We start from the raw sequence: 22,420 nt of genomic DNA, 5'->3' as shown, positions 1-22,420 counted from the left end.
CGAGTTATTACTGAGGTCGAAAGCTTGAGTGAGTAAAAAATCACCGACAGTAGAAATAAGGGAAAATCTATGGCCCGAAGCGCCGTAAAATCATCCATGATGGCTCTGCTGGAGCATTTCTGCCCCAGAAGTTCTGGCAAAGAAGTATTCACCTATTGTTCAATAATTATGGGGGAACTTACCTTGGGTATTTTCTAACGCCCACGGTAACGACGTGATATGGTCGAGGTAATTAGCGACTTGTAAAAATTTATCAAAAGGGAGGGTAAAACAGGCTCTGCCTGTTCACTTTTGAAAGCGCTTCTTATTCATGTAAAAATGATGACCTTCAAAGGAAACCGAATTTAATATGAAAAAATTTGATTATATTTGCATCGGCGGCGGTAGTGGCGGCATTGCCTCAGCAAATCGTGCTGCAAAACACGGTAAAAAAGTCGCCCTTATTGAAGGTGGCGAAATTGGTGGCACATGCGTAAATGTGGGTTGTGTACCTAAAAAGGCAATGTGGTTTGGCGCTACAGTAGCCGAAGCGATCCACAAATATAGCCCCGAGTACGGTTTCGATGTCACGGTTAATCATTTTAGCTGGGAAATACTTGTAGCTAATCGCCAAGCCTACATTGAACGGGTACATGCCTCCTACGATCGAATTCTGGCCACCAATGACATCACTTGGGTGAAAGGCTTTGCCAGGTTTGTTGATAATCATACCGTTGAAGTCAATGGTGACACCTACACTGCTGAACATATTACCATTGCTACTGGCGGCCGGCCTCGTCTCCCTGATGTACCTGGAGCTGAATATGGAATTGATTCCGATGGTTTCTTTGCTCTGCGAACTCAGCCCAAACGGGCTTTAGTGGTCGGCGCGGGTTATATTGCTGTAGAACTGGCTGGCCTTTTACACAGCCTAGGCACCGACACGCACCTTGCGGTGCGCCAGCATGCTCCGCTTCGCCATTTCGACCCAATTATTGTTGAAACCTTGGTTGAACTAATTGATAGTGAAGGCCCTACTTTACACAAACATACCGAGGTGGAAAAAGTTGAAAAGCAGGACGATGGCGAGCTACATGTTCACTTTTCAACCGGTGAATTGTTAAAGACCGACTGTTTAATATGGGCGATTGGCCGCACTCCTTCAACCCACAATATCGGCTTAGAAAATACTGATATTACGCTGCAGGAAAAAGATTACATAAAAGTCGATTCATATCAAAATACTTCGGTAGATGGCGTTTATGCGCTTGGCGATGTTACCGGACATGTAGAACTCACTCCGGTTGCAATTAAAGCGGGAAGGCTTCTTAGCGAGCGCCTGTTTAACGGGCAGGATAAAGCGCATCTGGATTACTCACTCATTCCCACTGTTGTATTTAGTCACCCACCAATTGGAACAATAGGTCTCACGGAATCTGAAGCCAAATCTCAGTATGGCGACGACAATATCAAAGTTTATGCAACCTCGTTTTCGGCCATGTACACCGCGGTCACTCGCCATCGTCAGGTCACCCGAATGAAGCTGGTTTGTGTGGGCAAGGAAGAAAAAGTTGTGGGGTTACACGGCATCGGCCATGGAATGGATGAGATTCTGCAAGGCTTTGCCGTTGCGGTAAAAATGGGAGCAACTAAAGCCGATTTTGATGCTTGCGTTGCGATTCACCCAACCAGCGCAGAAGAGTTTGTTACTATGACAGGCTAGAAAAAACTAGCTGTAGATTTTTATAGTCCGAAAAATGCACTACCCTCGTTAAAAAAGTCATTTTTAGTGGGGGTCTTAAATGGTTTATGTTGTCGAATCATCAGCAATTGAATTGCCTTTGATCTACCCATCAAATTCAAAGCAATACAAGTGGTCAAATAATATTAGCCACAGGTTTATAGCTATTTCAGTAACGTTTCTCAGACCAACATACAGATCAGGAATGATTGTTTATTGACCAGTGCGAGAGAGGCTGATTCGATATTCTACTGTTTTTCTCTACATACGTCAGACACGCCTCATCAAATGCGCTGACATTGGTGGCATTGTCGTGCACTATGGCACTTCAAGCTTGATTCGCAAATGTAACCACAAATTCTATTCTATCCTCATGAAGGGCAGCCGATACATTGGCCGAAATCGCGTTAGCAAGGGTTCTGACAATTGACAGGCCAAGTCCAAAGTTGTCTTGCGAACTTCTCGCACTGTCTTTTTGCCATAGCGGCTCAAACATGTGGCTAATATCGCTTTCCTGTACATTAGCTTTAACGACATTGCGTACTCGAAGTTGAGCTTCACCAAGCTTAGTGCTGCCTATATACACATTTATTTCGTTATCACCTTTACTATGCTGAACAGCATTATTAAGTAAATTACTGATAATTGACTCTACCGCGAATAGATTACTTCTTACTATTGGAGCCTGACTCCCACCTTTAACGATGACAATTCGGGTGTACTGCTTAGCACTGACGACTTTACCTAACAAAGTTTGTAAGTTGATTTCCTCATTCTGATCTATTTTTTGGTATGCATATTTTTGAATCGTCATCAGCCCCGATATGATGTTTTTCATTCTCGTACCAATCTCAAGAACATTCGGCTTGAAATCTTTCTCAAGCCTTTCCTCTCCTGGGAACCTGAGAGCAACTTCTGTCATATTGATTAATTCTGTAACCGGTGTTTTAAGTTCATGTGCTATATCAGATGTCAGCCTTTTTTCTCTGACATATAGTGCGTAGTTTTCTTCAATGAAGTGATTGAGACTTTCCGTGATAGGAGCAAGCTCTTCAACCTCGTTCTCGAAAACCACACGTGTTTGAGTCTCACTAAAGCGTGAATCTTTTATTCTGTTATTCAACGCATCCAAAGGAGCCAATGCATACGACACGGTATTTTTAACAGCAAATCTCACTGCCAGAGGCACGAAGATAAGCGTTAAAACGAACGCGGCATCGATGAACCATAGAGTGAAATTCAAACTCTCTGTAGAAGTCGCATAGGCAATTAACATTGTATGATTTTCTATGTTGCTATTGCTTTGGTAAGAAGCCTGGATGTTTTGAGGTGCAGTCTGAGGGATAAACCTCGAATAGATAATTCGTCCTGTACGCCCATCCGGCAACGTTATCTCTTCAATAAGAAATTTATTTAGTTCAACAGACTTATAGGGAAAATCTTTGGCTGAATGCAGGTTTAACGTCTCCGATTTTTCGAATACATGCTCGTTATTCCAAAGCTGGAAATACTCTGGCGAAGTCGTCCCTTTAAATTCAGGCAAATATTCTCCGGCAGATTCAAATTCAACTCTGTCATTGTTTTGAGAAGCCAACGTTTGCAGCACGCCGACCTTAGCTTTCATAGCATGGTTGAATTCGCTCTCTACCCAATTATCTACCCCAATATCAGCACCTAATAGCACTGTTATAACTAACAGCGATATGATGATAGAAAGTCTTCGGGTAAGGGTTTTACGAATCGATTTCATCTGACTCCACTATCACGTAACCAAAGCCTCGTTTGCTCTTGATCGGCAAAGTTGCACCGAATTTTCTAACTTTTTTTCTGGCTGAGGACAGGTGTGCTTCAATAGCGTTTTTCGACACGTAATCGTAACTGCCAGAAATGAACTCGCTGAGCTTTTCCGATGACACCACTTTGCCGCGATTCAAAAACATGCACTCCGTAACCTTATATTCATTAGGAGTAAGATCGATAGGACTGCCTTGAAAGGCTAAGTTTTTCGATTGCACGTCCAGAGTAAAATCGCCAATTACCACTTTATCATCGGTATATGTGGCCGCTCCTCGTCTCATCAAACTGACCAAACGTGCACACAACTCATCAAAAGAAAAAGGCTTGGTAAGATAATCATCTGCCCCCGATAAAATGCCGCTGACTTTATCGTCTGCATCAGAGCGCGCAGAAAGAATAAGCACTCTTACATCTACATTTTTCTTTCTTAGTGACTTTAATATAGTCATGCCGTCGATTTCCGGCAGCATCATGTCCAGGATCAAAATGTCATAGCTTCCCATCAAGGCCATACTAAGTCCTTCAGCTCCATCAGCCGACACGTCTACCGAATAACCCAGCTTCTCAAGACCGAGACTGAGACTGTTTCTCAGCGAGGTAGAGTCTTCTATAAACAATATTCTCATTTCATAAGGCCAGGCAAATACTATATGAATGAGTATACCCCTGGTTTCTTAAGATTTACTGTGGGTGATACTTTTTGACGTAAAAAAGCCATTCACCATCAGTTAATCTTAAGTTTCGTTTGGTACTGTCCAATTGTCCGTTTACGTTGAAATTGAATATTCATTAGACAGTCGGGGGTTAAGTGAAAATTTCGGTTGTAATACCTGCAAAAAATGAGGAAGGAAATTTAAAGCCTCTTGTCGATGAAATTTATCGCACTTTTGACGATGACTCTAGTTATGAGATTATCTACGTCGACGATGGAAGCACTGATAATACGTATCAAAAATTGCTTTATCTTCATGCAAACGGCTATCAACGTCTCAAAGTGCTAAAACATAGATGTTCTGTAGGCCAAAGTGGCGCGATCTGGACCGGCGTGAGTTACGCAAAAGGCGAACTTATTGTAACCCTTGATGCTGATGGACAAAACGATCCAGCGGATATTCCGTCACTGCTTGCAGAAGCATACCAACTTCCCGTAGGAAGTAATTTCTGTGTTGCTGGCTACCGAAAAAATAGAAAAGACACCACTTGGAAATGTCTGCAATCAAAACTGGCAAATGCAGTAAGAAGCAGAATCCTTGGCGACGATACCCCCGATACCGGATGCGGATTAAAAGTCTTTCCGAGAACCACATTTTTGTCATTGCCTTACTTCGACCATATGCACCGTTTCTTGCCCGCGCTAATAAGACGCCAGGGTGGATTGATAAAAGTTGTCAGCGTTAATCATCGGGAACGGCAATTTGGGAAGTCGAAGTACAATATGTTGGGGCGACTGGGTGTAGGGCTTGTTGATATGGCCGGTGTTCTATGGCTGCAAAAACGGAACAAACGTATTACCGCCATTCCAGATAACGAAAACTTACGCTAAATGAAAAAAACAATAATTCAGCTGCTCATTCTGATGGTGTGTATTTTGCTCATCAGTCAGATCGTTTCGTTACTACCCTCTTTTGATTCATTTAATCAAAAGTGGGTAGACAGCTATACGCGAAATAACAGTATGAACGGAATATTAAATTTTATATTACTCTCCGTGCTGCTCGTGTCGCTAGGCTTTCCCAGACAACTGTCAGCATTTATAGGTGGATACACTTTCGGCTTTGCTGAGGGACTTCTCTATTCTACTTTAGCGGTCACTGTAAGCTGTGGAACGGTGTTTTTCATCTCCCGATACTTTGCCAGACCTCTCGTCACCCGTTACTTTAATCCTAAGATAATAATATTGGACAAGTTTCTAAATTCCGAACCATTTATAAAATCCATTATTGTTCGTTTACTTCCTTTAGGGAATAACTTGCTTACCAACCTTATAGCCGGTGTCTCCAGAATTAGACCCATCCCCTTTATTAGTGGCTCAGCCATCGGCTTTACCCCTCAAATGGCCGTCTTTGCGCTGATGGGAAAAGGAATAATGATTAACTCCGAAATAAAAATCATCATTAGTACATTACTGTTTACTCTGTCTGGCGCATTGAGTGGATACCTTGTGAAGAAATATCGAGATCAATCTACAAACAACTGCCAACTGGAATGTTCACGGAGCCATTTATCAAAGCACAAATCTAATGAATATATTCGATAATAAAAAGCAGCTGTATGACGTCTATACAATATCGCTTTTTACTCTTGCTATTGGGCTTATTTTTTTAGGGTTGGGACTTCGTGATCCATGGCCTGCAGACGAACCCCGCTTTGCACAAATTGCAAAAGAGATGGTAGAAACGGGTAATTGGTTCTTTCCGACAAGGGCTGGAGAATATTACCCGGACAAACCTCCGGTTTTTATGTGGGCAATCGCCTTCTTCTTCGTTTTGACAGGCTCAATAAAAATGGCTTTCTTGTTGCCATCCGCATTAAGCGCTTTACTAACTTTGTTTCTAGTTTACGATCTGGGCAAGAGGTTTTGGGGGCGAAAGGAAGCACTAGTCGCAACTGCCACGCTACTGTTTTGCTTGCAATTTTTGCTACAGGCTAAGTCTGCACAAATTGATGCTATGGTTACCTGCTGGATTACCATCAGTTGCTACGGATTATTACGGTTTCTTTTACTTGAGCGACGTTGGTGCTGGTATTATCTGGCATTTTTCTTTATGGGGATTGGCGTTATCACTAAAGGCGTTGGGTTTCTTCCCGTATTTATGCTGATCCCTTATTATTTCTATCAAAAAATACACCTTCAAACCGGTAATCAGGAAAAGGAAAGTTACGTCGTAGTTCGCTGGCTGGCTGGACCGATTATTATGCTTGTCGCTATTGCTTTATGGTTTTTACCCATGCTTCTGATGGTTCATTACAGTCAGGATGTGGCACTTATTCACTATCGCGACAATATCCTATTTAAACAGACCGTTACCCGATATGCCGATTCATGGCACCATATCAAACCATTCTGGTACTACATCGTTGAAGTGATCCCTGTATTTTGGCTACCAGTTAGTCTGGCGTTACCCTGGCTAATTCCGTACTGGTACAGAGCTATAAAGGAAAGGGACGGGCGAATCATTCTCCCATTGGCATGGATTGTCTTACTGGTGTTTTTTTTCAGCCTCAGTCCAGGGAAACGCGGAGTGTATGTGTTTCCTGCGTTACCCATGCTGGCACTCATTTGCGCTCCTTATTTCATCACATTAGCTCGCAGACGCCACTTTACATGGCTGCTGTGGAGCTTAGTATTTATTTTATCTTCTGCACTGCTTTTTCTCGGCGTGGCGGGTATTGCTAAAGCCGATTTTGCAATGAAGCTTGGCAATAAATTCACTATCTCTCCATGGCTGTTGTTTTTCACCATCGGCATGCTCGGAGTCATCATTACCACTTTTACAATTCGACAGCGACGCTGGCTAGTCTGGCCACTATTTATATCTATGCTTTGGGGAGGTTATAGTATCTGGGGATATACTCTTCTCAACGAGATAAAAACACCTAAAACTATCTTCCAGAAGATTGACGCTGTTGTCGGAGAGCAGGAAGCAACCATTGCGCTGGTAGATTTCTCGGAACAATTTGTTTTATTTTCACCGTACCCAGTGGTTCATTTTGGCTATCACACCGCAAGTGATAGTCAGATTCGCGCAGCCTATGCGTGGTTGAAAGATGTAAGCACCGACCGATACGTGCTTATTGATGAAAGTCATCTCACAGACATATGTTTCGATCAGAGCAAGGTAATTCAGGTCGGATACGCACACCGAACAAACTGGGTGCTGCTATCGGGAAAGGCGATGAAAGCCGTTTGCCCTTTGCCGGATAAGGATATAGAGACTTTCATGTACAGATCGCACTGATACAGGAAGATAAATCGCTACGAAATACTTTGATTTCTAATATTTCTCTGGCATAGCAACCCCTAAGTTAATCTTAAGGGTAATCTAAGTTTAGAACGTTACCTTGTGCATAAAGTAGTATTAAGGGTAACTTACATTGCAATTAAAACGTTCAGTCAATCTTACGCCGTCTTCAGCTCAGTTCATCGTTCTGACATCGGTACTCATCACGGTCATATTTAATTATCCTTTTATTTCAGCAGCATACGAAAGCGTGTCTCCACTAACCTTTTGGGATTGGATTTTCTTACTGACCGTTCCTTTACTACTTACACTCATTAACATCATATTCCTGAGCCTCTTTGGCGCGCTCTTGTTCCCGCGCTTAACGGTAGCGATCACTTTCCTGGTTAGTTCACCATTACTCTATGCCTCACTGGTTTACGGAGTGGTTTTTGATAGCAGCATGATCCAGAACGTCATGGAGACAAATTCGGGGGAGGCATTTTCTTATCTGAATTTGAGCTTTCTGTTGTTTCTTCTTTTACTGGGCTTAGTTCCTGTATTTGCCATTCTTAATCAGGATATCCAGAACTGCTTTACTTCTCACTTAGCAAAAATGCTCTTTGTTAACCTGCTTGCTTTATTAGGACTGACCGTTATTGGTGTCCTTTTTTATAAAGATTACGCTTCTGTAGGAAGAAACAACAAGGCTTTAGTAAAACAGATAATTCCTTATGCATTTTATGATGCGGGTTACAAGTACTTGCGCAACATCTACTTTAATCCTCCGCTCCCTTACAGAATATTAGATCAAAAACCCTACCTGATTGAGAGCAGCCAATCGTCTTTTAAAACGGTTGTTATGGTGGTGGGAGAAACGGCCAGAGCGGATAAATTCGGAGTTAACGGATACATACGAAATACTACACCCCAAATTACTGAAAAAGGAGCGATAAGCTTTGCGAATGTGACGTCTTGCGGTACGGCAACTGCGGTGTCTGTCCCCTGCATGTTTTCTAGACTGGGAAGAGAGCAATACGAATCGAGGGTTGCTGAAAGTCAGGATAATGTTCTGGATATCATCAACCGGGCAGGCACTAAAGTCACGTGGATTGATAATAATAGTAGCTGCAAAGGCGCGTGTAACAGAATAGAAACGATAGAATTTGATCCTGGAAGAGATCCGACGCTATGCGACGGCGACTTTTGCTATGATGAAATTCTCGTTAACCTTCTGCGCTTATCTCTCAGCAAGCCACCAAATTTAAATCAATTAATCGTTCTGCATATGATTGGTTCGCATGGACCGACCTACTATCGTCGGTATCCGAAAAAATTCGCAAGATTTACACCCGATTGCCAAAGAAGCGACATTCAAAATTGTAAAGAAGAAGAGCTGATTAATACTTACGATAATACAATCGCTTACACGGACTATGTACTCGGCAATATCATAGAAGCGCTAAAGACAGTTCCCAATTCGTCAATGCTGTATCTGTCTGATCATGGGGAGTCGCTAGGAGAGAAAGGGCTGTATTTACATGGATTTCCTTATAATCTTGCGCCGAAAGAACAAACCCATATACCAATGATTTATTGGGACTCAACGTTTACCGACAGAGCATACAAGTCGTGCATCGACCAACTGGCTCATAACTCATTTTCTCACGATAATCTTTATGACACGCTAATAGGCTTAACCAATGTCAGCAGCGTGACCTATCAACCAACAATGGATATGTTTAAGCTATGCAAAAGATGACCAAAAAAACGTCTGCATTAACCTTTGACCCCACCTGTAAACCGAAAGGTATGAAGCGTCTTGTTCTTGCATGGCAAAATTCATTGAAAGCTTTGTTATGGGTTGTCCGGAATGAAGCGGCATTCAGACAAGAATTGGTCGTATTGTTCGCTTCGCTAATTGTGCTATCCGTCTGGCGCATACCTTTGCTAGAAAAAGCTTTGCTGTTATCGTCTGTACTCTTCGTGCTATTCGCAGAAATTATTAACACCGCACTTGAAGTGACAATTGACAGGATTGGTAGGGAGGTTCACCCCTTATCAGGACTTGCCAAAGACCTTGGATCCGCAGGCGTTTTACTTGCAATGGTAGTCGCAAGTGTGCTTTGGCTGACAATAATCGTAAGCACTACAGGCTCTGAGGAATTTCAAGAGTACAACTTATTAAAAGAAACTTCAGATAGAGATAAATGATACACATTGGACATTCATGTTAAAGCGGCAAAGCTTACCACTGAAAGAAGCTATTACGTCTCTCTGGCGTAGCGAAAAGTAGACGCCCGCTTTCTAGAGGAAATAATTGCGGTATATCCCAAGCGTTTGAAGAACAAAAGTCTACGGTGCTCGAGGAAACAGTTAAGCCTTTTACTGCCAAAATAGTTCTACAAAATAGTGCTTGATGAAGCCTGGAATTTATTTTCCAGACTATAGGCAGTATGAGTTTCCACAAATTTCCCAAACTCTAAGTAAATACTAAAATATTTACTAAATAGATGTGACCAATCAATTCTTATTATGGGCATAGCCGTGCAAATTGCACCATACACCATGGCTATTCCCGCAATAAATTTTGATTGGAGAGCAGCCTGTCGAGGCGCCTAATGTTATGTTTTTCACTTACATTGAAGTTAATTCTCAGCCGATATAACGGGCTGAAGCGGCATTCCCGTTAGCAAGGCTTTGCACACTATCAAGCGTGAATTTATGTCGGATGGCAGGCTAAGCCATCAGTATCCATTGCGCTTCATCTTTTTGTTTAGCTACTAATTTTCTGAGGATACCTCAGGATCTGCCCCTAATTTTAGTGGCCAGTGTTACTGGCCACTAAATATAGCGTCGACGATTACTGCGGAGAAATAGGGTCACTGGCAGGAAAAGTTTCTTCCAGCGCCTCATCTACAGCTTCTTCACGATGCTGCACGCCGCCTGCATCCTTCTGGTACGGGCTTAAATCTGCAATCCCTACCAAACCTCCCTGATCATCAACCACCGCCACATGGGTCTGGCTTTGGCTCGAGGCCTGTCTGGCCAGGTCCTCAATATCGTCGTTAAGAGAGCAGGTAATTCCCACGGGCTTTACGAGTTCGCCAATCCCTCGATCCGGGGCGCCGGCGGGAGCTCCTGCGCTTGCCTCTGCCATCTCCCGTTTGGTTACCAGGCCAAGCAAGGTGCCGTCATGGTTGATTACAGGCAATGCAGTTTTTCCTTCATGTTCCAGCAATTTTGCCACGTCAGACATTTTGTTATCAGGGCTAAGATGGTGGTTAACAGTCTGTACAATCGATTCGATTTTCATATACCTTTCCTAATCAAGTAAGTTACTTCTTTAAACGGACTGTATATATATAAGTTTAAAAAAAACCGCTTTAAATTTTAATATTCGGTATGCCTTCTTCATGCCGGATCACTTTCCCGTCGGCAACCAACGTTCCCGTCATACTACTTGCTAACTAAGTTGGACTCCTATCTGGCTCATCGCTTAGCGCAAGTTACGCGGCAGCATGTTATGGATAGCGGTGGCTGCAACGGCCGCATGCCCTGCCGCTACCGAAAGCTGGCTCAGAGCACTGACCACGTCGCCGATAGCGAACAGACCATCAATTGAGGTCATCTGGTCCGTATTTACCACCAGTTTTTTTTCCTTGTCCACGTGTGCGCCCAGCTCGATGGCTAATGCCGCTTGCGATCGACTGCCCAGCATCACATAGATGGTGTCGAAGTCGCGACGCGTACCGCTTTCGTCAATAAAACCACAGCGCGAGCCATCAAAAAGCAAGTTACGGGGCTTTTTCATCAGGGTTATGCCCCACTTTTCTGCACTTTGGCACAGCTGAGCATCTACCTGCTCGGTATCACTCTGTACAAGCGTAACACTCGCCGAATAGGTGCGCATAAACCTGGCATGGTCGAACACCGAACGCAATGGCCCATACACTGCGATATTGTCATCACTTGCCTCAAAGCCATCGCAGATAGCGCACAAGCGCAACGCCCCGCAGCCTACGGCCTTTGCAACCCAGGGGTCTGGCGGCAAAATATCCTCAGCACCGGTTGCAAGCAGTACCGTACGGCCAAGGTATTGCCCGCCACGGGTGTCGCTCACGCTGAAACCCCCTTCCACACGCTGAATTTGCGACGCTGTCTCAGGGATTACCCTGGTGCCGTAATTTTCTGCCTGCAAGCGCATGCGTTCCAGCAGTTCATCGCCGCTTAATCCATCTGGAAATCCGGGGCAGTTGTGGGTTTTTGGGATCCAGCGCGCGCGGCTGCAGCCAGCGTCGAGCACAGTTATCTCGCGGTAAAACCTGTTGAGGTAGAGCGCTGCCGTCATGCCGGCAGGGCCGGCTCCTATAATAATGCAGCACTTGAACTCAGGATTTTGCACTGTTTGTCTCCGCCGCTAAGTGGCACGAACACACCAGCGAATTCATTCAACGTAACGTACTTACGTAAGCGTGGCAGAAAACGACTAAAGTCCAAGTGACGCTAATATGCTATTGATACCAAAACGGCCGCGTTGCCCGGGCACCAAAGAGTGGGGCGCACATGCAGAGGACAAAGCCGTTTTTCGTGAGTCGGGGGAGAAACCATTAGAAAAGTAAATAAATCTGTAAACTGTGGAAAAAGCATGTAAGCCAGTCTAATACTGCTTTTCAAGATATCTCCAGAGCAGTAACTAAAAAGTAGCTATGCACCATGATAGGTTAGAAAAAGGTATCTATTCAGCATCGGTTTGCGGTTTAGTGAAACACTGCTTTGCACGCCCCAGCGTCAAAGCCCGGCTGACCGGATTAGCCTCACAAAAATGCAAACATTCTGCAAAATTATAAAACCTATTCTATAGTGAGATCATCGCTCCCCTATCTCTCATAAACCATGCTTGATGACGAATTAGTCTTCGCTAGTGATGAAATTACCGACAGTGTATTGGCGCCAGATGCTTACTGGCGTCTACTAGTGGTGGACGACGAAGTAGAAGTCCACCATGTTACGCGTTTAGTTTTGCAGGATTTTATCTTCGATGGTCGGGCGCTCGCGATTGAGTTTGCCAGCTCGGCTCATGAAGCCCGTGAAATATTGGCCAAAGATACTGAGCAGGAAATTGCGGTGGCGATGATAGATGTCGTAATGGAAAGTGCTCATGCCGGCCTGGATCTCATTCGCTGGACGCGGGATGAGCTCAAAAATCACACTATCAGGATTATTTTGAGAACCGGTCAGCCAGGGGAAGCCCCTGAAGAAAACGTCATTCGCGATTACGACATCAACGACTATAAAAATAAAACCGAGCTTACCGCGCTACGTTTAAAAACGACTGTCTTTGCGGCACTGCGCGGGTATCGGGATATCAGGCTTATTCAGCGTCATCAGATTGGTCTGGAAAAAATAATCGGTGCTACCTCCCAGTTTATTGAATGCGATTCGTTAACTGAATTTGCCTCTACCATTCTCAAACATATTTCCGTTATTTTAAATATAAAATCCAGCCATATTATTTGCTGTGCCGTTGCCAAAGAGGTTGGCAAAAACAAACCTACCCGTATAAAAGTGTTAGCGGAAACGTCCAACGTGGATAATAGTACCGATAGACGAAGTAATCCTTTGACTCGTGCCATTGAGCAGCGTATTGCGGTCGCGCTTGAGCAAAAAAGTACTATTCATGAAAAAGATTATTTTGTTGGTTACTTCACCACCAAACGGGGCACGGAAAATATTTTATATGTAGAAGACGGTAAGCCGCTAGATGCTGTTCAGCATCACCTGCTTGACTTTTTCGCTAATAATATCGCGGTGGCCCACGAAAACCTGAAGCTCCGCGTAGAAATCAAGGAATCTCAAAAGGAGCTATCTTATCTTATCGGCGAAGCGGTAGAAATGCGTTCCAAGGAAACAGGTAGCCATGTTAAACGCGTGGCTTACCTTTCTTACTGCCTTGCCAAACTCTACGGTTTGAGTGAGGAAGAGGCGGAATTAATTAAACTCGCATCACCACTGCACGACGTCGGAAAGGTTGGCATTCCCGATCACATCTTAAATAAGCCGGGAAAACACGACGAAGAAGAAAGAAACGCCATGCAGACACATGCTCGCATCGGCTTTGATATGTTAGCTAAATCTGACAATCCCATTCTGAAGTTGGGGGCGCATATCGCTCATGAACATCACGAGAACTGGGATGGCAGTGGTTATCCCAGAGGACTAGCTGGCTACGATATTCACGTAGCAGGCCGTATATCAGCTGTCGCAGATGTGTTTGACGCACTTGGCAGCAAACGTTGTTATAAGAACTCGTGGGAAGAAGCAGATATCTTAGCGTATTTTGAGCAAGAAAAAGGTAAGAAATTTGAGCCCAAGCTGGTGGAACTGTTATTAGACAATCTTGAGGAATTTTTAATTGTGAGAAGGCGGTATCCTGATCCTGTCTGCGAATAAGCTCCGATTGAGCGATTGATTAAAGTGTTGAGGAACACTTATGGCGGTTGGTGGCCTGTTAGCCGCCAACGCTAACAAAGCAGAAGACGCTCTGTTCATCTGCATAATCACAGTCTGGCATTTATCACCAGCACCTGCTGAGGCATGAGATTCAAATACCATCACATCCACACCAAACGGTCTGACTGCTCGTTGTCTAAAGCTCTCCTGCAATAAACGGCGAGATATATAAATGAAATGCTAAAAAAATCAGTGTTGCATTTGCTGGTCGATACATTATGTGTTTCGTGTCATCCGGGGCGGATATCAGATACTGCAATTGTTAAAGCACCACTACAATGGATTAAAATCGGAAAAAGCGAGAGCGATTTCGTTTTCGTTTATCTTCAAAATATAGGATACTAGCCGTTCAAATGCCGCCTATAGATATAAATAGTTTTCCCACAAAATACCTTACGCATTTCAGTTTATTGCGCTGAAGTAATAGCAGGTAAAATTGAAATCTTTTTGATTTTTGCAGCATTTATTAAACCCGAAAAAATGCGTTTAACAGGAACATAAAATGTCAGACCAAGTAAAAACAAAGATCCCTGAAATTATTGCTCAGAACGAGCAACAAATTCTTGAGGAATGGATCCAGGAACAACTTACCACTGCGACTTTGCGTCCTGATTTGATCAGAGAAGAAGAGCTTCGTGAGCAAAGCGATACATTCCTTAAGCTCCTTCAAAATGGACTTAAAAACAACAATTTTATTGATATCAATAGTTCAGAGTGGGCCCCATTGCGGGAGCTTCTTGCGTCTATATGCCGTTCTCGCACCACTCAGGGTTTTACGCCAACGGAAACAGCAACGTTTGTTTTTTCATTTAAACAACCTCTATTTAACCAGCTGCGGAAAAGCTACGACGATGCTGATAGTCTTGCTGATGATCTATGGAATGCCACCACGTTAATAGATAAGCTGGGCTTGTTTATTACCGAAGTTCACCTTAAGACCCGTGAAGAAGTTATCGCGCGGCAGCAGGAAGAAATGTTTGAATTATCCAGCCCAGTAGTAGAATTGTGGGATGGCGTGCTTGGGCTTCCCGTCATTGGCACGCTAGACTCTAAGCGCACGCAACTGGTTATGGAATCGCTGCTTCAGCGTTTAGCAGCGTCACAATCAGAAATAGCAATTATTGACATAACTGGCGTTCCTACGGTGGATACCCTTACCGCTCAACACCTCTTAAAAACAGTTAATGCCGCTCAGTTGATGGGTGCGGAATGCGTTATCTGTGGAATACGTCCTCAAATTGCACAAACCATGGTCCATTTAGGAATCAACCTAGGTAACGTCATTACCAAGTCAACAATGGCGGGAGCTCTGGCTCATGCGTTCAAAAGACAAGGGCTTACGATAACGTCCGACGAGACTAAGTAGGAGAATATTCTTTGGAAAGCATTCCAATTCTGCACATGGGTGATTTTCTTCTAGTCACAATTCAGATAGATATACATGACCTGGTAGCGCTAAATCTACAGGATAATTTAACCCAGCGTATCGCCGAAACAGGTGCACGCGGTGTTCTTATCGATATCTCCGGATTGGATATGGTCGACTCTTACATTGCAAGGGTAATTGGCAACATCGCTTTGATGTCGCGAGTGCTTGATGCGGAGACGGTATTGGTAGGAATGCAGCCATACGTTGCTATTACCTTGGTGGAAATGGGAGTAACTTTAGCTGGAGTGCGTACCGCGCTAAACGCAGACAAAGGAATGACCATGTTACGCAATATGGCGATCAACTAGCATGCACCCTACTGCCTTAAGGAACGAAGTAGCGCCTATTCAGCAGGAATCTGACATGCTGTGGTTACGCCAGCTAGTACGTCGGTATGCGGTCGAACTTGGGTTTAACGTGCTCAATCAAACCAAAATAGTGACGGCTGCGAGTGAACTAGGCCGCAATACTCTCATACATGGGCTAGGCGGTCATCTTCGAATAGAGATAAGACAGAAAGGGAGTCAGCAAGGCCTTTGTCTGACTTTTGAAGACCGCGGACCGGGTATTAAAGATATAGAAAAAGCATTAACGGATGGTTTCACGACGGGCAAAGGTATGGGCCTTGGGCTAGGCGGGGCAAAGCGTTTGATGAATGAATTTGATATTTCTCCACGAGAAGGTGGGGGTACAATTATCACGGTGACTCGATGGGTGTAACATCGTTCCCACATCATGTTTGTTTATCTGTTTCCATTGAAGATATGAGTTCTGTGGGTGAGGCTCGCAGAACAGCGTGCGCAATGGCTAAAGAGCAGGGATTAGACGAAACGCAAACCGGCAACGTTGCCATTGCTGTTACTGAAGCCTGCAGCAATATCGTCCAACATGCCACTCATGGCGAGTTGCTGCTGCGTCCGTGGAGTGGCAGCTGTGGAGAGGGTATCGAATTCCTGGCGCTGGATAAAGGTCCGGGAATGGCAAATGTTGCTACCTGTCTTCGAGACGGCTATTCTACTGGCGGTTCCCGAGGAGTAGGTTTAGGTGCGATTGCGCGCTTATCATACGATTTAGACGTCTTTTCAGCCCCTGACAAAGGCACTGTTCTACGTATGGTTATCGGACAGCAAAGCCAAGTAAAACAAAGCGATAACGCTCTGGATTGGGGAGTGGTGTGTGTCGCGAAATCCGGCGAAGCTGTGTGTGGTGACGCATGGAACATTAGACCATACCAAGATATTAATACTGTTTTAGTACTAGATGGCTTAGGGCATGGCTTACCCGCTTACGAAGCCTCAATAGAGGCAATGCGTCACTTTGTCGCACTTGGTGAAATTAAGCCTGCGGAGACGTTAGCTTTTCTTGATAAAAATATGCGCATCACCCGAGGGGCTGTTGCCGCCATTGCCACTATAGATCTGCGCGACAACAAGCTTTGTTTCGCCGGTGTAGGAAACATTACGGCAAGCCTGCTGTCGGCCAGTACCCGCATCGCGGGATTAGTGTCCCACAATGGTACTCTTGGCCACTCTGCCCCCACCTTTCGAGAGCACTCCCACCCTTGGCCGAGTCAGGGGGTATTGATTTTGCACTCCGACGGCCTAAAATCCTCGTGGGACTTAAGTTCTTACCCCGGATTAAGTCAGAAAAAGCCCAGTGTCATTGCGGGTGTACTTTATCGTGACTTTGCCAACCGCCGTGACGATGCGGTGGTAATGGTCGGCAAAGCTCATCAATCCCCTATTTGCTGGGGAGAGATTAATCCGTGAAAGTAGCGTTACTTACCGTTGACATTGAAACCGAAGCGGATGTGGTATTAGTGCGTCAGCGTTCCCGTCAGATCAGCGCGCTCCTCGAATTCGATAAGCACGATCAGACTCGCATATCCACCGCTGTCTCTGAAATCGCCCGAAATGCGTTTATGTTCGCGAAGGGCGGAAAAGCGAGATTTTCTTTAGAAGGTAATTTGCCGACTTACCTTACTATAAGCATCGCCGATTCGGGACCGGGAATAACAGATTTACCCGGTATACTGAGAGGCGTAGGAGGCTCAAAAGGTAAGTCTACTTTCGGCCTCAAAGGCTGTAAACGAGTGATGGACCAGTTTTCTGTGGAAACAGGACCAAATAGCGGTACTACCGTATACCTGAAAAAGGCGCTACCGATTACGGCACCCTTGGTTACTAAAGCCGGCATCGACTTACTTAACAAACAACTAGCCAAGATTGCTCCTCCGAGCCCTTTGGATATCATACGACAGCAAAATCAGGAACTTCTACACACCTTAGATGAACTGAAAGAACGTCAGTATGCGCTGGAAAAAGCAAAGGCAGCCGAAAGCGCAGCGCGTGCTGAAGCAGAAGCAGCCGTGAAGGCCCGAGACGAAATTATGGCAATTGTCTCTCACGACCTGCGCAATCCACTTAATACAATTTCCAGTACCGCTCTTGTGCTTGAACAACTTATTGAAACGGGGAAAATTTCAAGCCAGGTCGGTAAATTTTCAGACATGATCGCTCGTTCTGCTGCTCGAATGGAGCGACTTATCAGCGATATGTTTGACTTGGCAAGTATCGAAGCTGGCCAGCTAGCAGTAGAATGTCATCAATACAACGCAAAATCGCTGGTTAACGAGAGCATTGACCATCTATCTACGCTGACGATGCCGAAGCTGCAGCAATTAATCGGCGACACTGAACCGAACTTGGAAGTTCACTGCGACAAAGACCGCGTACACCAGATTTTGTCTAACCTGATTGGTAACGCTACCAAATTTACGCCCGAAGGCGGTACTATTAGCGTGCAGGTACAAAAGCGTAACACAGAGGCGCGTTTTTGTGTGAAAGATACCGGGTGTGGAATATCTGCCGATGAACTGCCTCACACCTTTGACCGTTTTTGGCAGGCAAAGCATACGCGGAAAAATGGTATGGGATTAGGATTAAGCATCGTAAAAGGATTAGTTGAAGCACAAAACGGGCAAGTATGGGTTGAAAGTGAGTTAGGGCAAGGAACTAGCTTCTACTTTACGCTTCCGCTTAGCCAGAGCGCTCAAGCTGAGGAATGTCATAGTTAAACAGTACACCACGATTGAATAATAGGACTTTCCCATACCGTCGGTCATTCGGCTGCGCTTTAATTCTTTTTATTATTCGACTAATTAACCCAACAGACGTGCCACCAGGCATTCAGCCCCAGGGTCATAGCATGATTGAAAAAATCCACCAGTTGCGAAACTCAGCGCGTTCTCTGCGATCAACAACTGCTCAATTCACCCGCTATAAAAATACAGCTGACCTAATCCTGTTCGAAGCCCTTGCGAAGAGTTAAAGGTCTACCTTTGGGTTCTCATTTCTTTGCAAACTAACACAGAAGCCATTAACTTAGAGCTTCACTCAATTCGGTTTGGACAAGTATAAATGATAAAAACCTCACGACAGGCAATTGCCGCAACAGCTTTGGGGCTGTTGCTAGGCTTTGTTCCAGCATTACCTGGTTTTGCTCAAGATACCAAGAATGAAGCAAAGCCGGATACGGAGAAATGGGATGTTTTGAATCCGCCTTTTGACCTTAACGAAGTTAAAATAAAAACCAACGAAACCACCTGGTCGAGCCTGGATATTTCTCCAGATGGTAAATATATGGTTTTTGATATGCTCGGCGATCTGTACAAAGTCGACATCAAAGGCGGTAAAGCTACTGCGCTTACACAAGACTTTGCGTGGAACATCGAACCCACTATTTCTCCGGATGGCAGCCAGATAGCCTTTATTTCGGATCGGGGAGGCTTATCAAATATATGGGTAATGGACAGTGATGGCAAAAATCTCCATCAGGTAAGTCAGGAAAAAAATAATCTTATCCATTCACCAAAGTGGAGCCCTGATGGCAACTATTTAGTGGCAACTAAGGGTATTATGTCCAGCCGCAGCATTCCAGCCGGTGAAATATGGATGTTTCATAAAGCAGGGAGTGATGGCCTGCAGATAAAAGCCCGCGAGCATGGCCCAAGCGATCAGCAAAATATAGCCGATCCGGTTTTCTCTGCGGATGGCCGGTATATTTATTACACCAAGAACACATTGCCAGGAGCGGGATTCGACTACAACCGCAACCCACTTGAAGGAATTTTTGCTGTTGCCCGTTTTGATCGCCAAACCGGTGAAGAAACCAACGTCATTAGCGGAACCGGTGGCGCTATCGTTCCTACGCCTTCTCCAGACGGAAAATACATCGCTTTTATCCGCCGGGTGAAAAACAAAACCGGGCTATTTCTCAAAGAACTGGAAACCGGTTTAGAAACGCCTCTTACGCTGACATTAGAACGTGACATGCAAGAAGGTTTTGGCTCTGAAGGATATTATGCTTACTTTGATTGGATGCCAGATTCTTCCGCAATTATTTATTGGACAGGCGGAAAGTTTCACAAGATAGATGTTAGCAGCAAAGGAATTGCTGATATCGATGTGGAAGTAGAAGCGACTGTAAAGTACGCCGATGCGCTGCGTTTTGATGTAGATGTCGCCCCCGACGAATTTGATGTAAAAATGACTCGCTGGTCGCAAAAGTCTCCCGACGGCAAATCGATATTGTTTCAGGCTTTGGGAAAGCTTTATGTGCGTGATGTGCAATCGGGCAAAATTAAGCGCCTAACGAAGCAAAATGAGCACGATGAATATTTTCCTCGCTATTCCAATGATGGCAAAAATATCGTCTATACAACCTGGAATGACCAGGAGTTAGGTGACGTTAGAGTTGTTGCGGCAAAAGGCGGTAAGGGAAAAGTCATCACCAGGCAGCCAGGTCATTACATTGAGCCAAGCTTTTCAACCGATGGCAAACTGATCGTTTTCCGTAAATTTGATGGCGGCTACCTACTTGATCCAAAATATTCGGTGGAACCCGGGCTTTATGTTGCTAATCTTGATAAAGGAACAGAAACAAAAATATCGGAAAGCGGTTCTGAGCCCCACTTTGCTGGCAACAGTGATCGCGTTTATTTTACTGAATCGGTAAGTGGAACGCCGTATCCGGAAACTCAGCTCAGCAGTGTAAATTTACAAGGAAACGATAAGCGCGTTCACCTGTATGGCGCAGACAAAGTCAGCGAATATCGCCTCTCTCACGACAAGAAGTGGGTGGCATTCGTGTATCAGTTTAAAACGTACTTAACGCCCTTCGTTGATAATGGCAAAAAAATTACCATTGCGCCCGATATGACTTCACTGCCCGTTAAACAACTTTCTGCCCGAGCCGGGGAATATTTAACGTGGAGCCCTGATAATTCGTCCGTGGGATGGTTTCACGGCCCTCACTACTACGAACGTGATATCAAAGATGCGTTCGAGTTTGTTAGCGGGAACGGTGATAACGGGACCCTACCTGAGCCGGAAAAAGCTGGCGTAGACCTTTCATTTAAAGAAAAGGCAGATAAACCTACCGGCTATAAAGCATTGGTTGGCGGCACTGTGGTGACTATGCGAAATGCAGACAATACCCAGGAAGTCATTGAAAACGGTGTTGTGCTTATGAAAGACAATCGTATTGAAGCGGTGGGCAAAATGGGAGAGGTTCGTATTCCTGATGAAGCCATGCAAATTGATACCACCGGCAAAACTGTGATCCCAGGCATGGTTGATGCTCATGCTCACGGCGCCCAAGGTCGCAACGAGATTATTCCGCAGCAGAACTGGGGGCAGTACTCCAACGTAGCTTTCGGCGTAACCACCATTCACGACCCTTCAAACGACACCACAGAAATTTTCGCTGCCGCCGAGCTTCAGCGTAAAGGAAAAATTGTCGCCCCCCGAATTTACTCTACAGGTGCCATTCTGTATGGCGCAGAAGCGTTAGGTTATAAAGCTATTATCAATAACTATGATGACGCTTATTTTCATGTTCAGCGGTTAAAGGATGCTGGCGCTATTTCGGTAAAAAGCTATAACCAGCCCGCTCGCTCACAACGTCAGGAAATTCTTTGGGCGGCGCGCAAACAGGAAATGATGGTCGTTCCGGAAGGCGGCGGTAAGCTACAGCAAAATATTACCATGGTGGTAGATGGTCATACTAGCCTCGAACACAGCTTGCCTATTCCAAGGGGCTACAGTGATTTAACTCAGTTATGGAGTGCCACCCAATCTGGCTACACACCAACGTTCGTAGTGTCTTACGGGGGAATGATGGGAGAAGAATACATGTATGATCGCACGGAAGTGTGGAAAAACCCCCGTTTGTTACGTTACACACCTTCTTATCTGCTGGATGCGAGAGCCATTCGACGTCCCACGGCTCCTGACAATCAGTATAACCATGTTTACGTCGCAAAATACGCCAAGGAATTGCGTGAAAACGGTGTAAGCATTCATATCGGCGCTCACGGTCAGCGCGAAGGATTGGCGGCGCATTGGGAACTATGGCTAATGAATCAGGGCGGATTCACCCCTTGGGAAGCTTTGCGTGCGGCGACTATTGATGGCGCTACTCATTTGGGAATGGGTAAAGACATTGGCAGTATAGAAAAAGGTAAGTTAGCTGACATGGCGATTATTGACGGCGACGTGCTCAAAAATATACATCGTAGCGAGTACGTAGAATACACCGTACTCAATGGTCGCATATTTGAAGCGGCTACGATGAATGAAGTAGGTAGCAAAGCCCGTCGTAAACCGTTTTTCTTCGAGCAGGATAATCAGGCGTTTATGCCTGAAGGTACTGCTAATGAAATAGAAGCGAAAGCGCATAAGTATCACTGGCATCACTAACGTATCATAAGGGCCTGGTATTAAGAATCCGTAATCGCTGCAAAATTGCCTAGATCAATCAGGCCCAGGTTTATGCCGCTCACTTGGAGCGGCTTTTTTTTAAAAAATATTGGCGACAGCCATTTACCATTCTTTCGTTCTTTCAATTCGCTCGGTTTACACCAATCATCATTGATAATGCCACCTTCCCTTTGAGGGAATTTTTAAAGCCGCTTCTTTACATTGCCCGCTTCGAAGCAGCACCATTCTTTTTTTTCAG

General features: G+C 44.9%; 18 protein-coding genes. 14 read left to right on the top strand and 4 right to left on the bottom strand.

The features are described 5' to 3' along the window. The first annotated feature begins 69 nt into the window (after positions 1–69). Positions 70–198, top strand: coding sequence for a hypothetical protein (locus tag CA267_RS19155; RefSeq protein ID WP_269748471.1), 129 nt, complete (start codon positions 70–72; stop codon positions 196–198). Between the two features lie 151 nt (positions 199–349). After that, positions 350–1,702 carry a glutathione-disulfide reductase gene (gorA, locus tag CA267_RS12190; protein WP_075607233.1) on the top strand — a complete coding sequence of 451 codons (1,353 nt, stop codon included), beginning with the start codon at positions 350–352 and terminating at the stop codon, positions 1,700–1,702. A gap of 346 nt (positions 1,703–2,048) precedes the next feature. On the opposite strand, the gene CA267_RS12185 is transcribed toward gorA, so the two are convergent. Together CA267_RS12185 and CA267_RS12180 are read right to left on the bottom strand one after the other, a co-directional pair. Then, on the bottom strand, positions 2,049–3,470 hold the full coding sequence (locus CA267_RS12185; RefSeq protein ID WP_075607232.1) for a sensor histidine kinase: 1,422 nt from the start codon (positions 3,468–3,470) through the stop codon (positions 2,049–2,051). After that, positions 3,454–4,143 carry a response regulator transcription factor gene (locus tag CA267_RS12180; RefSeq protein WP_075607231.1) on the bottom strand — a complete coding sequence of 230 codons (690 nt, stop codon included), beginning with the start codon at positions 4,141–4,143 and terminating at the stop codon, positions 3,454–3,456. Before CA267_RS12180 ends, CA267_RS12185 begins: the two co-directional genes overlap by 17 nt. A gap of 182 nt (positions 4,144–4,325) precedes the next feature. Here CA267_RS12180 and CA267_RS12175 point away from each other — a divergent pair, with 182 nt between their 5' ends. From CA267_RS12175 to CA267_RS12155, 5 genes are all read left to right on the top strand, one after another. Next, a complete protein-coding gene (locus CA267_RS12175) occupies positions 4,326–5,060 on the top strand; it encodes a glycosyltransferase family 2 protein (RefSeq protein ID WP_075607230.1) in 735 nt (244 codons plus the stop codon). Further along, complete coding sequence (locus tag CA267_RS12170) at positions 5,061–5,774, top strand: TVP38/TMEM64 family protein (RefSeq protein ID WP_075607229.1); 714 nt, start codon at positions 5,061–5,063, stop codon at positions 5,772–5,774. Next, positions 5,758–7,476, top strand: a complete 1,719-nt coding sequence (locus tag CA267_RS12165; RefSeq protein WP_075607228.1) for an ArnT family glycosyltransferase — start codon at positions 5,758–5,760, stop codon at positions 7,474–7,476. Before CA267_RS12170 ends, CA267_RS12165 begins: the two co-directional genes overlap by 17 nt. Positions 7,477–7,612: 136 nt before the next feature. Next, positions 7,613–9,220, top strand: coding sequence for a phosphoethanolamine transferase (locus CA267_RS12160; RefSeq protein WP_075607227.1), 1,608 nt, complete (start codon positions 7,613–7,615; stop codon positions 9,218–9,220). After that, positions 9,208–9,672, top strand: a complete 465-nt coding sequence (locus CA267_RS12155) for a diacylglycerol kinase (RefSeq protein WP_075607226.1) — start codon at positions 9,208–9,210, stop codon at positions 9,670–9,672. Before CA267_RS12160 ends, CA267_RS12155 begins: the two co-directional genes overlap by 13 nt. A 649-nt stretch (positions 9,673–10,321) precedes the next feature. On the opposite strand, the gene CA267_RS12150 is transcribed toward CA267_RS12155, so the two are convergent. Beyond that, entirely contained in the window at positions 10,322–10,774 is a 453-nt protein-coding gene (locus tag CA267_RS12150) for a CBS domain-containing protein (RefSeq protein ID WP_075607225.1), read from the bottom strand. Between the two features lie 183 nt (positions 10,775–10,957). Next, positions 10,958–11,863: an NAD(P)/FAD-dependent oxidoreductase gene (locus CA267_RS12145; RefSeq protein ID WP_075607224.1), complete on the bottom strand. Its 906-nt coding sequence runs from the start codon at positions 11,861–11,863 to the stop codon at positions 10,958–10,960. A gap of 491 nt (positions 11,864–12,354) precedes the next feature. Between CA267_RS12145 and CA267_RS12140 the strand changes: the two genes are divergently transcribed. The 7 genes from CA267_RS12140 (at position 12,355) to CA267_RS12110 (ending at position 22,161) form a co-directional block, all read left to right on the top strand. After that, positions 12,355–13,911 carry a DUF3369 domain-containing protein gene (locus tag CA267_RS12140; protein WP_075607223.1) on the top strand — a complete coding sequence of 519 codons (1,557 nt, stop codon included), beginning with the start codon at positions 12,355–12,357 and terminating at the stop codon, positions 13,909–13,911. 562 nt (positions 13,912–14,473) lie between these two features. Further along, on the top strand, positions 14,474–15,337 hold the full coding sequence (locus tag CA267_RS12135; RefSeq protein WP_075607222.1) for an STAS domain-containing protein: 864 nt from the start codon (positions 14,474–14,476) through the stop codon (positions 15,335–15,337). Between the two features lie 11 nt (positions 15,338–15,348). After that, entirely contained in the window at positions 15,349–15,708 is a 360-nt protein-coding gene (locus CA267_RS12130; RefSeq protein ID WP_075607221.1) for an STAS domain-containing protein, read from the top strand. Between the two features lies 1 nt (position 15,709). Next, positions 15,710–16,120: an anti-sigma regulatory factor gene (locus CA267_RS12125; RefSeq protein ID WP_075607220.1), complete on the top strand. Its 411-nt coding sequence runs from the start codon at positions 15,710–15,712 to the stop codon at positions 16,118–16,120. Beyond that, a complete protein-coding gene (locus tag CA267_RS12120; RefSeq protein ID WP_075607219.1) occupies positions 16,111–17,169 on the top strand; it encodes an ATP-binding protein in 1,059 nt (352 codons plus the stop codon). The genes CA267_RS12125 and CA267_RS12120 overlap by 10 nt, the downstream gene beginning before the upstream one ends. Then, positions 17,166–18,476, top strand: coding sequence for an ATP-binding protein (locus CA267_RS12115; protein ID WP_075607218.1), 1,311 nt, complete (start codon positions 17,166–17,168; stop codon positions 18,474–18,476). Before CA267_RS12120 ends, CA267_RS12115 begins: the two co-directional genes overlap by 4 nt. A 343-nt stretch (positions 18,477–18,819) precedes the next feature. After that, on the top strand, positions 18,820–22,161 hold the full coding sequence (locus CA267_RS12110) for an amidohydrolase family protein (protein WP_075607217.1): 3,342 nt from the start codon (positions 18,820–18,822) through the stop codon (positions 22,159–22,161). Positions 22,162–22,420 lie beyond the last annotated feature (259 nt).

This window comes from Alteromonas pelagimontana, from assembly GCF_002499975.2.
Taxonomy (GTDB): Bacteria; Pseudomonadota; Gammaproteobacteria; order Enterobacterales; family Alteromonadaceae; genus Alteromonas; species Alteromonas pelagimontana.
Note: the sequence above shows the minus strand (reverse complement) of the source record. Positions and strands in the feature narration are given on the sequence as shown.

Bases quoted from the DNA above. Each gene is read 5' to 3' on its own strand.
- CA267_RS19155 (WP_269748471.1), top strand. From the start codon at position 70: ATGGCCCGAAGCGCCGTAAAATCATCCATGATGGCTCTGCTGGAGCAT.
- gorA (WP_075607233.1), top strand. From the start codon at position 350: ATGAAAAAATTTGATTATATTTGCATCGGCGGCGGTAGTGGCGGCATT.
- CA267_RS12185 (WP_075607232.1), bottom strand. From the start codon at position 3,470: ATGAAATCGATTCGTAAAACCCTTACCCGAAGACTTTCTATCATCATA.
- CA267_RS12180 (WP_075607231.1), bottom strand. From the start codon at position 4,143: ATGAGAATATTGTTTATAGAAGACTCTACCTCGCTGAGAAACAGTCTC.
- CA267_RS12170 (WP_075607229.1), top strand. From the start codon at position 5,061: ATGAAAAAAACAATAATTCAGCTGCTCATTCTGATGGTGTGTATTTTG.
- CA267_RS12165 (WP_075607228.1), top strand. From the start codon at position 5,758: ATGAATATATTCGATAATAAAAAGCAGCTGTATGACGTCTATACAATA.
- CA267_RS12155 (WP_075607226.1), top strand. From the start codon at position 9,208: ATGCAAAAGATGACCAAAAAAACGTCTGCATTAACCTTTGACCCCACC.
- CA267_RS12150 (WP_075607225.1), bottom strand. From the start codon at position 10,774: ATGAAAATCGAATCGATTGTACAGACTGTTAACCACCATCTTAGCCCT.
- CA267_RS12140 (WP_075607223.1), top strand. From the start codon at position 12,355: ATGCTTGATGACGAATTAGTCTTCGCTAGTGATGAAATTACCGACAGT.
- CA267_RS12135 (WP_075607222.1), top strand. From the start codon at position 14,474: ATGTCAGACCAAGTAAAAACAAAGATCCCTGAAATTATTGCTCAGAAC.
- CA267_RS12125 (WP_075607220.1), top strand. From the start codon at position 15,710: ATGCACCCTACTGCCTTAAGGAACGAAGTAGCGCCTATTCAGCAGGAA.
- CA267_RS12120 (WP_075607219.1), top strand. From the start codon at position 16,111: ATGGGTGTAACATCGTTCCCACATCATGTTTGTTTATCTGTTTCCATT.
- CA267_RS12110 (WP_075607217.1), top strand. From the start codon at position 18,820: ATGATAAAAACCTCACGACAGGCAATTGCCGCAACAGCTTTGGGGCTG.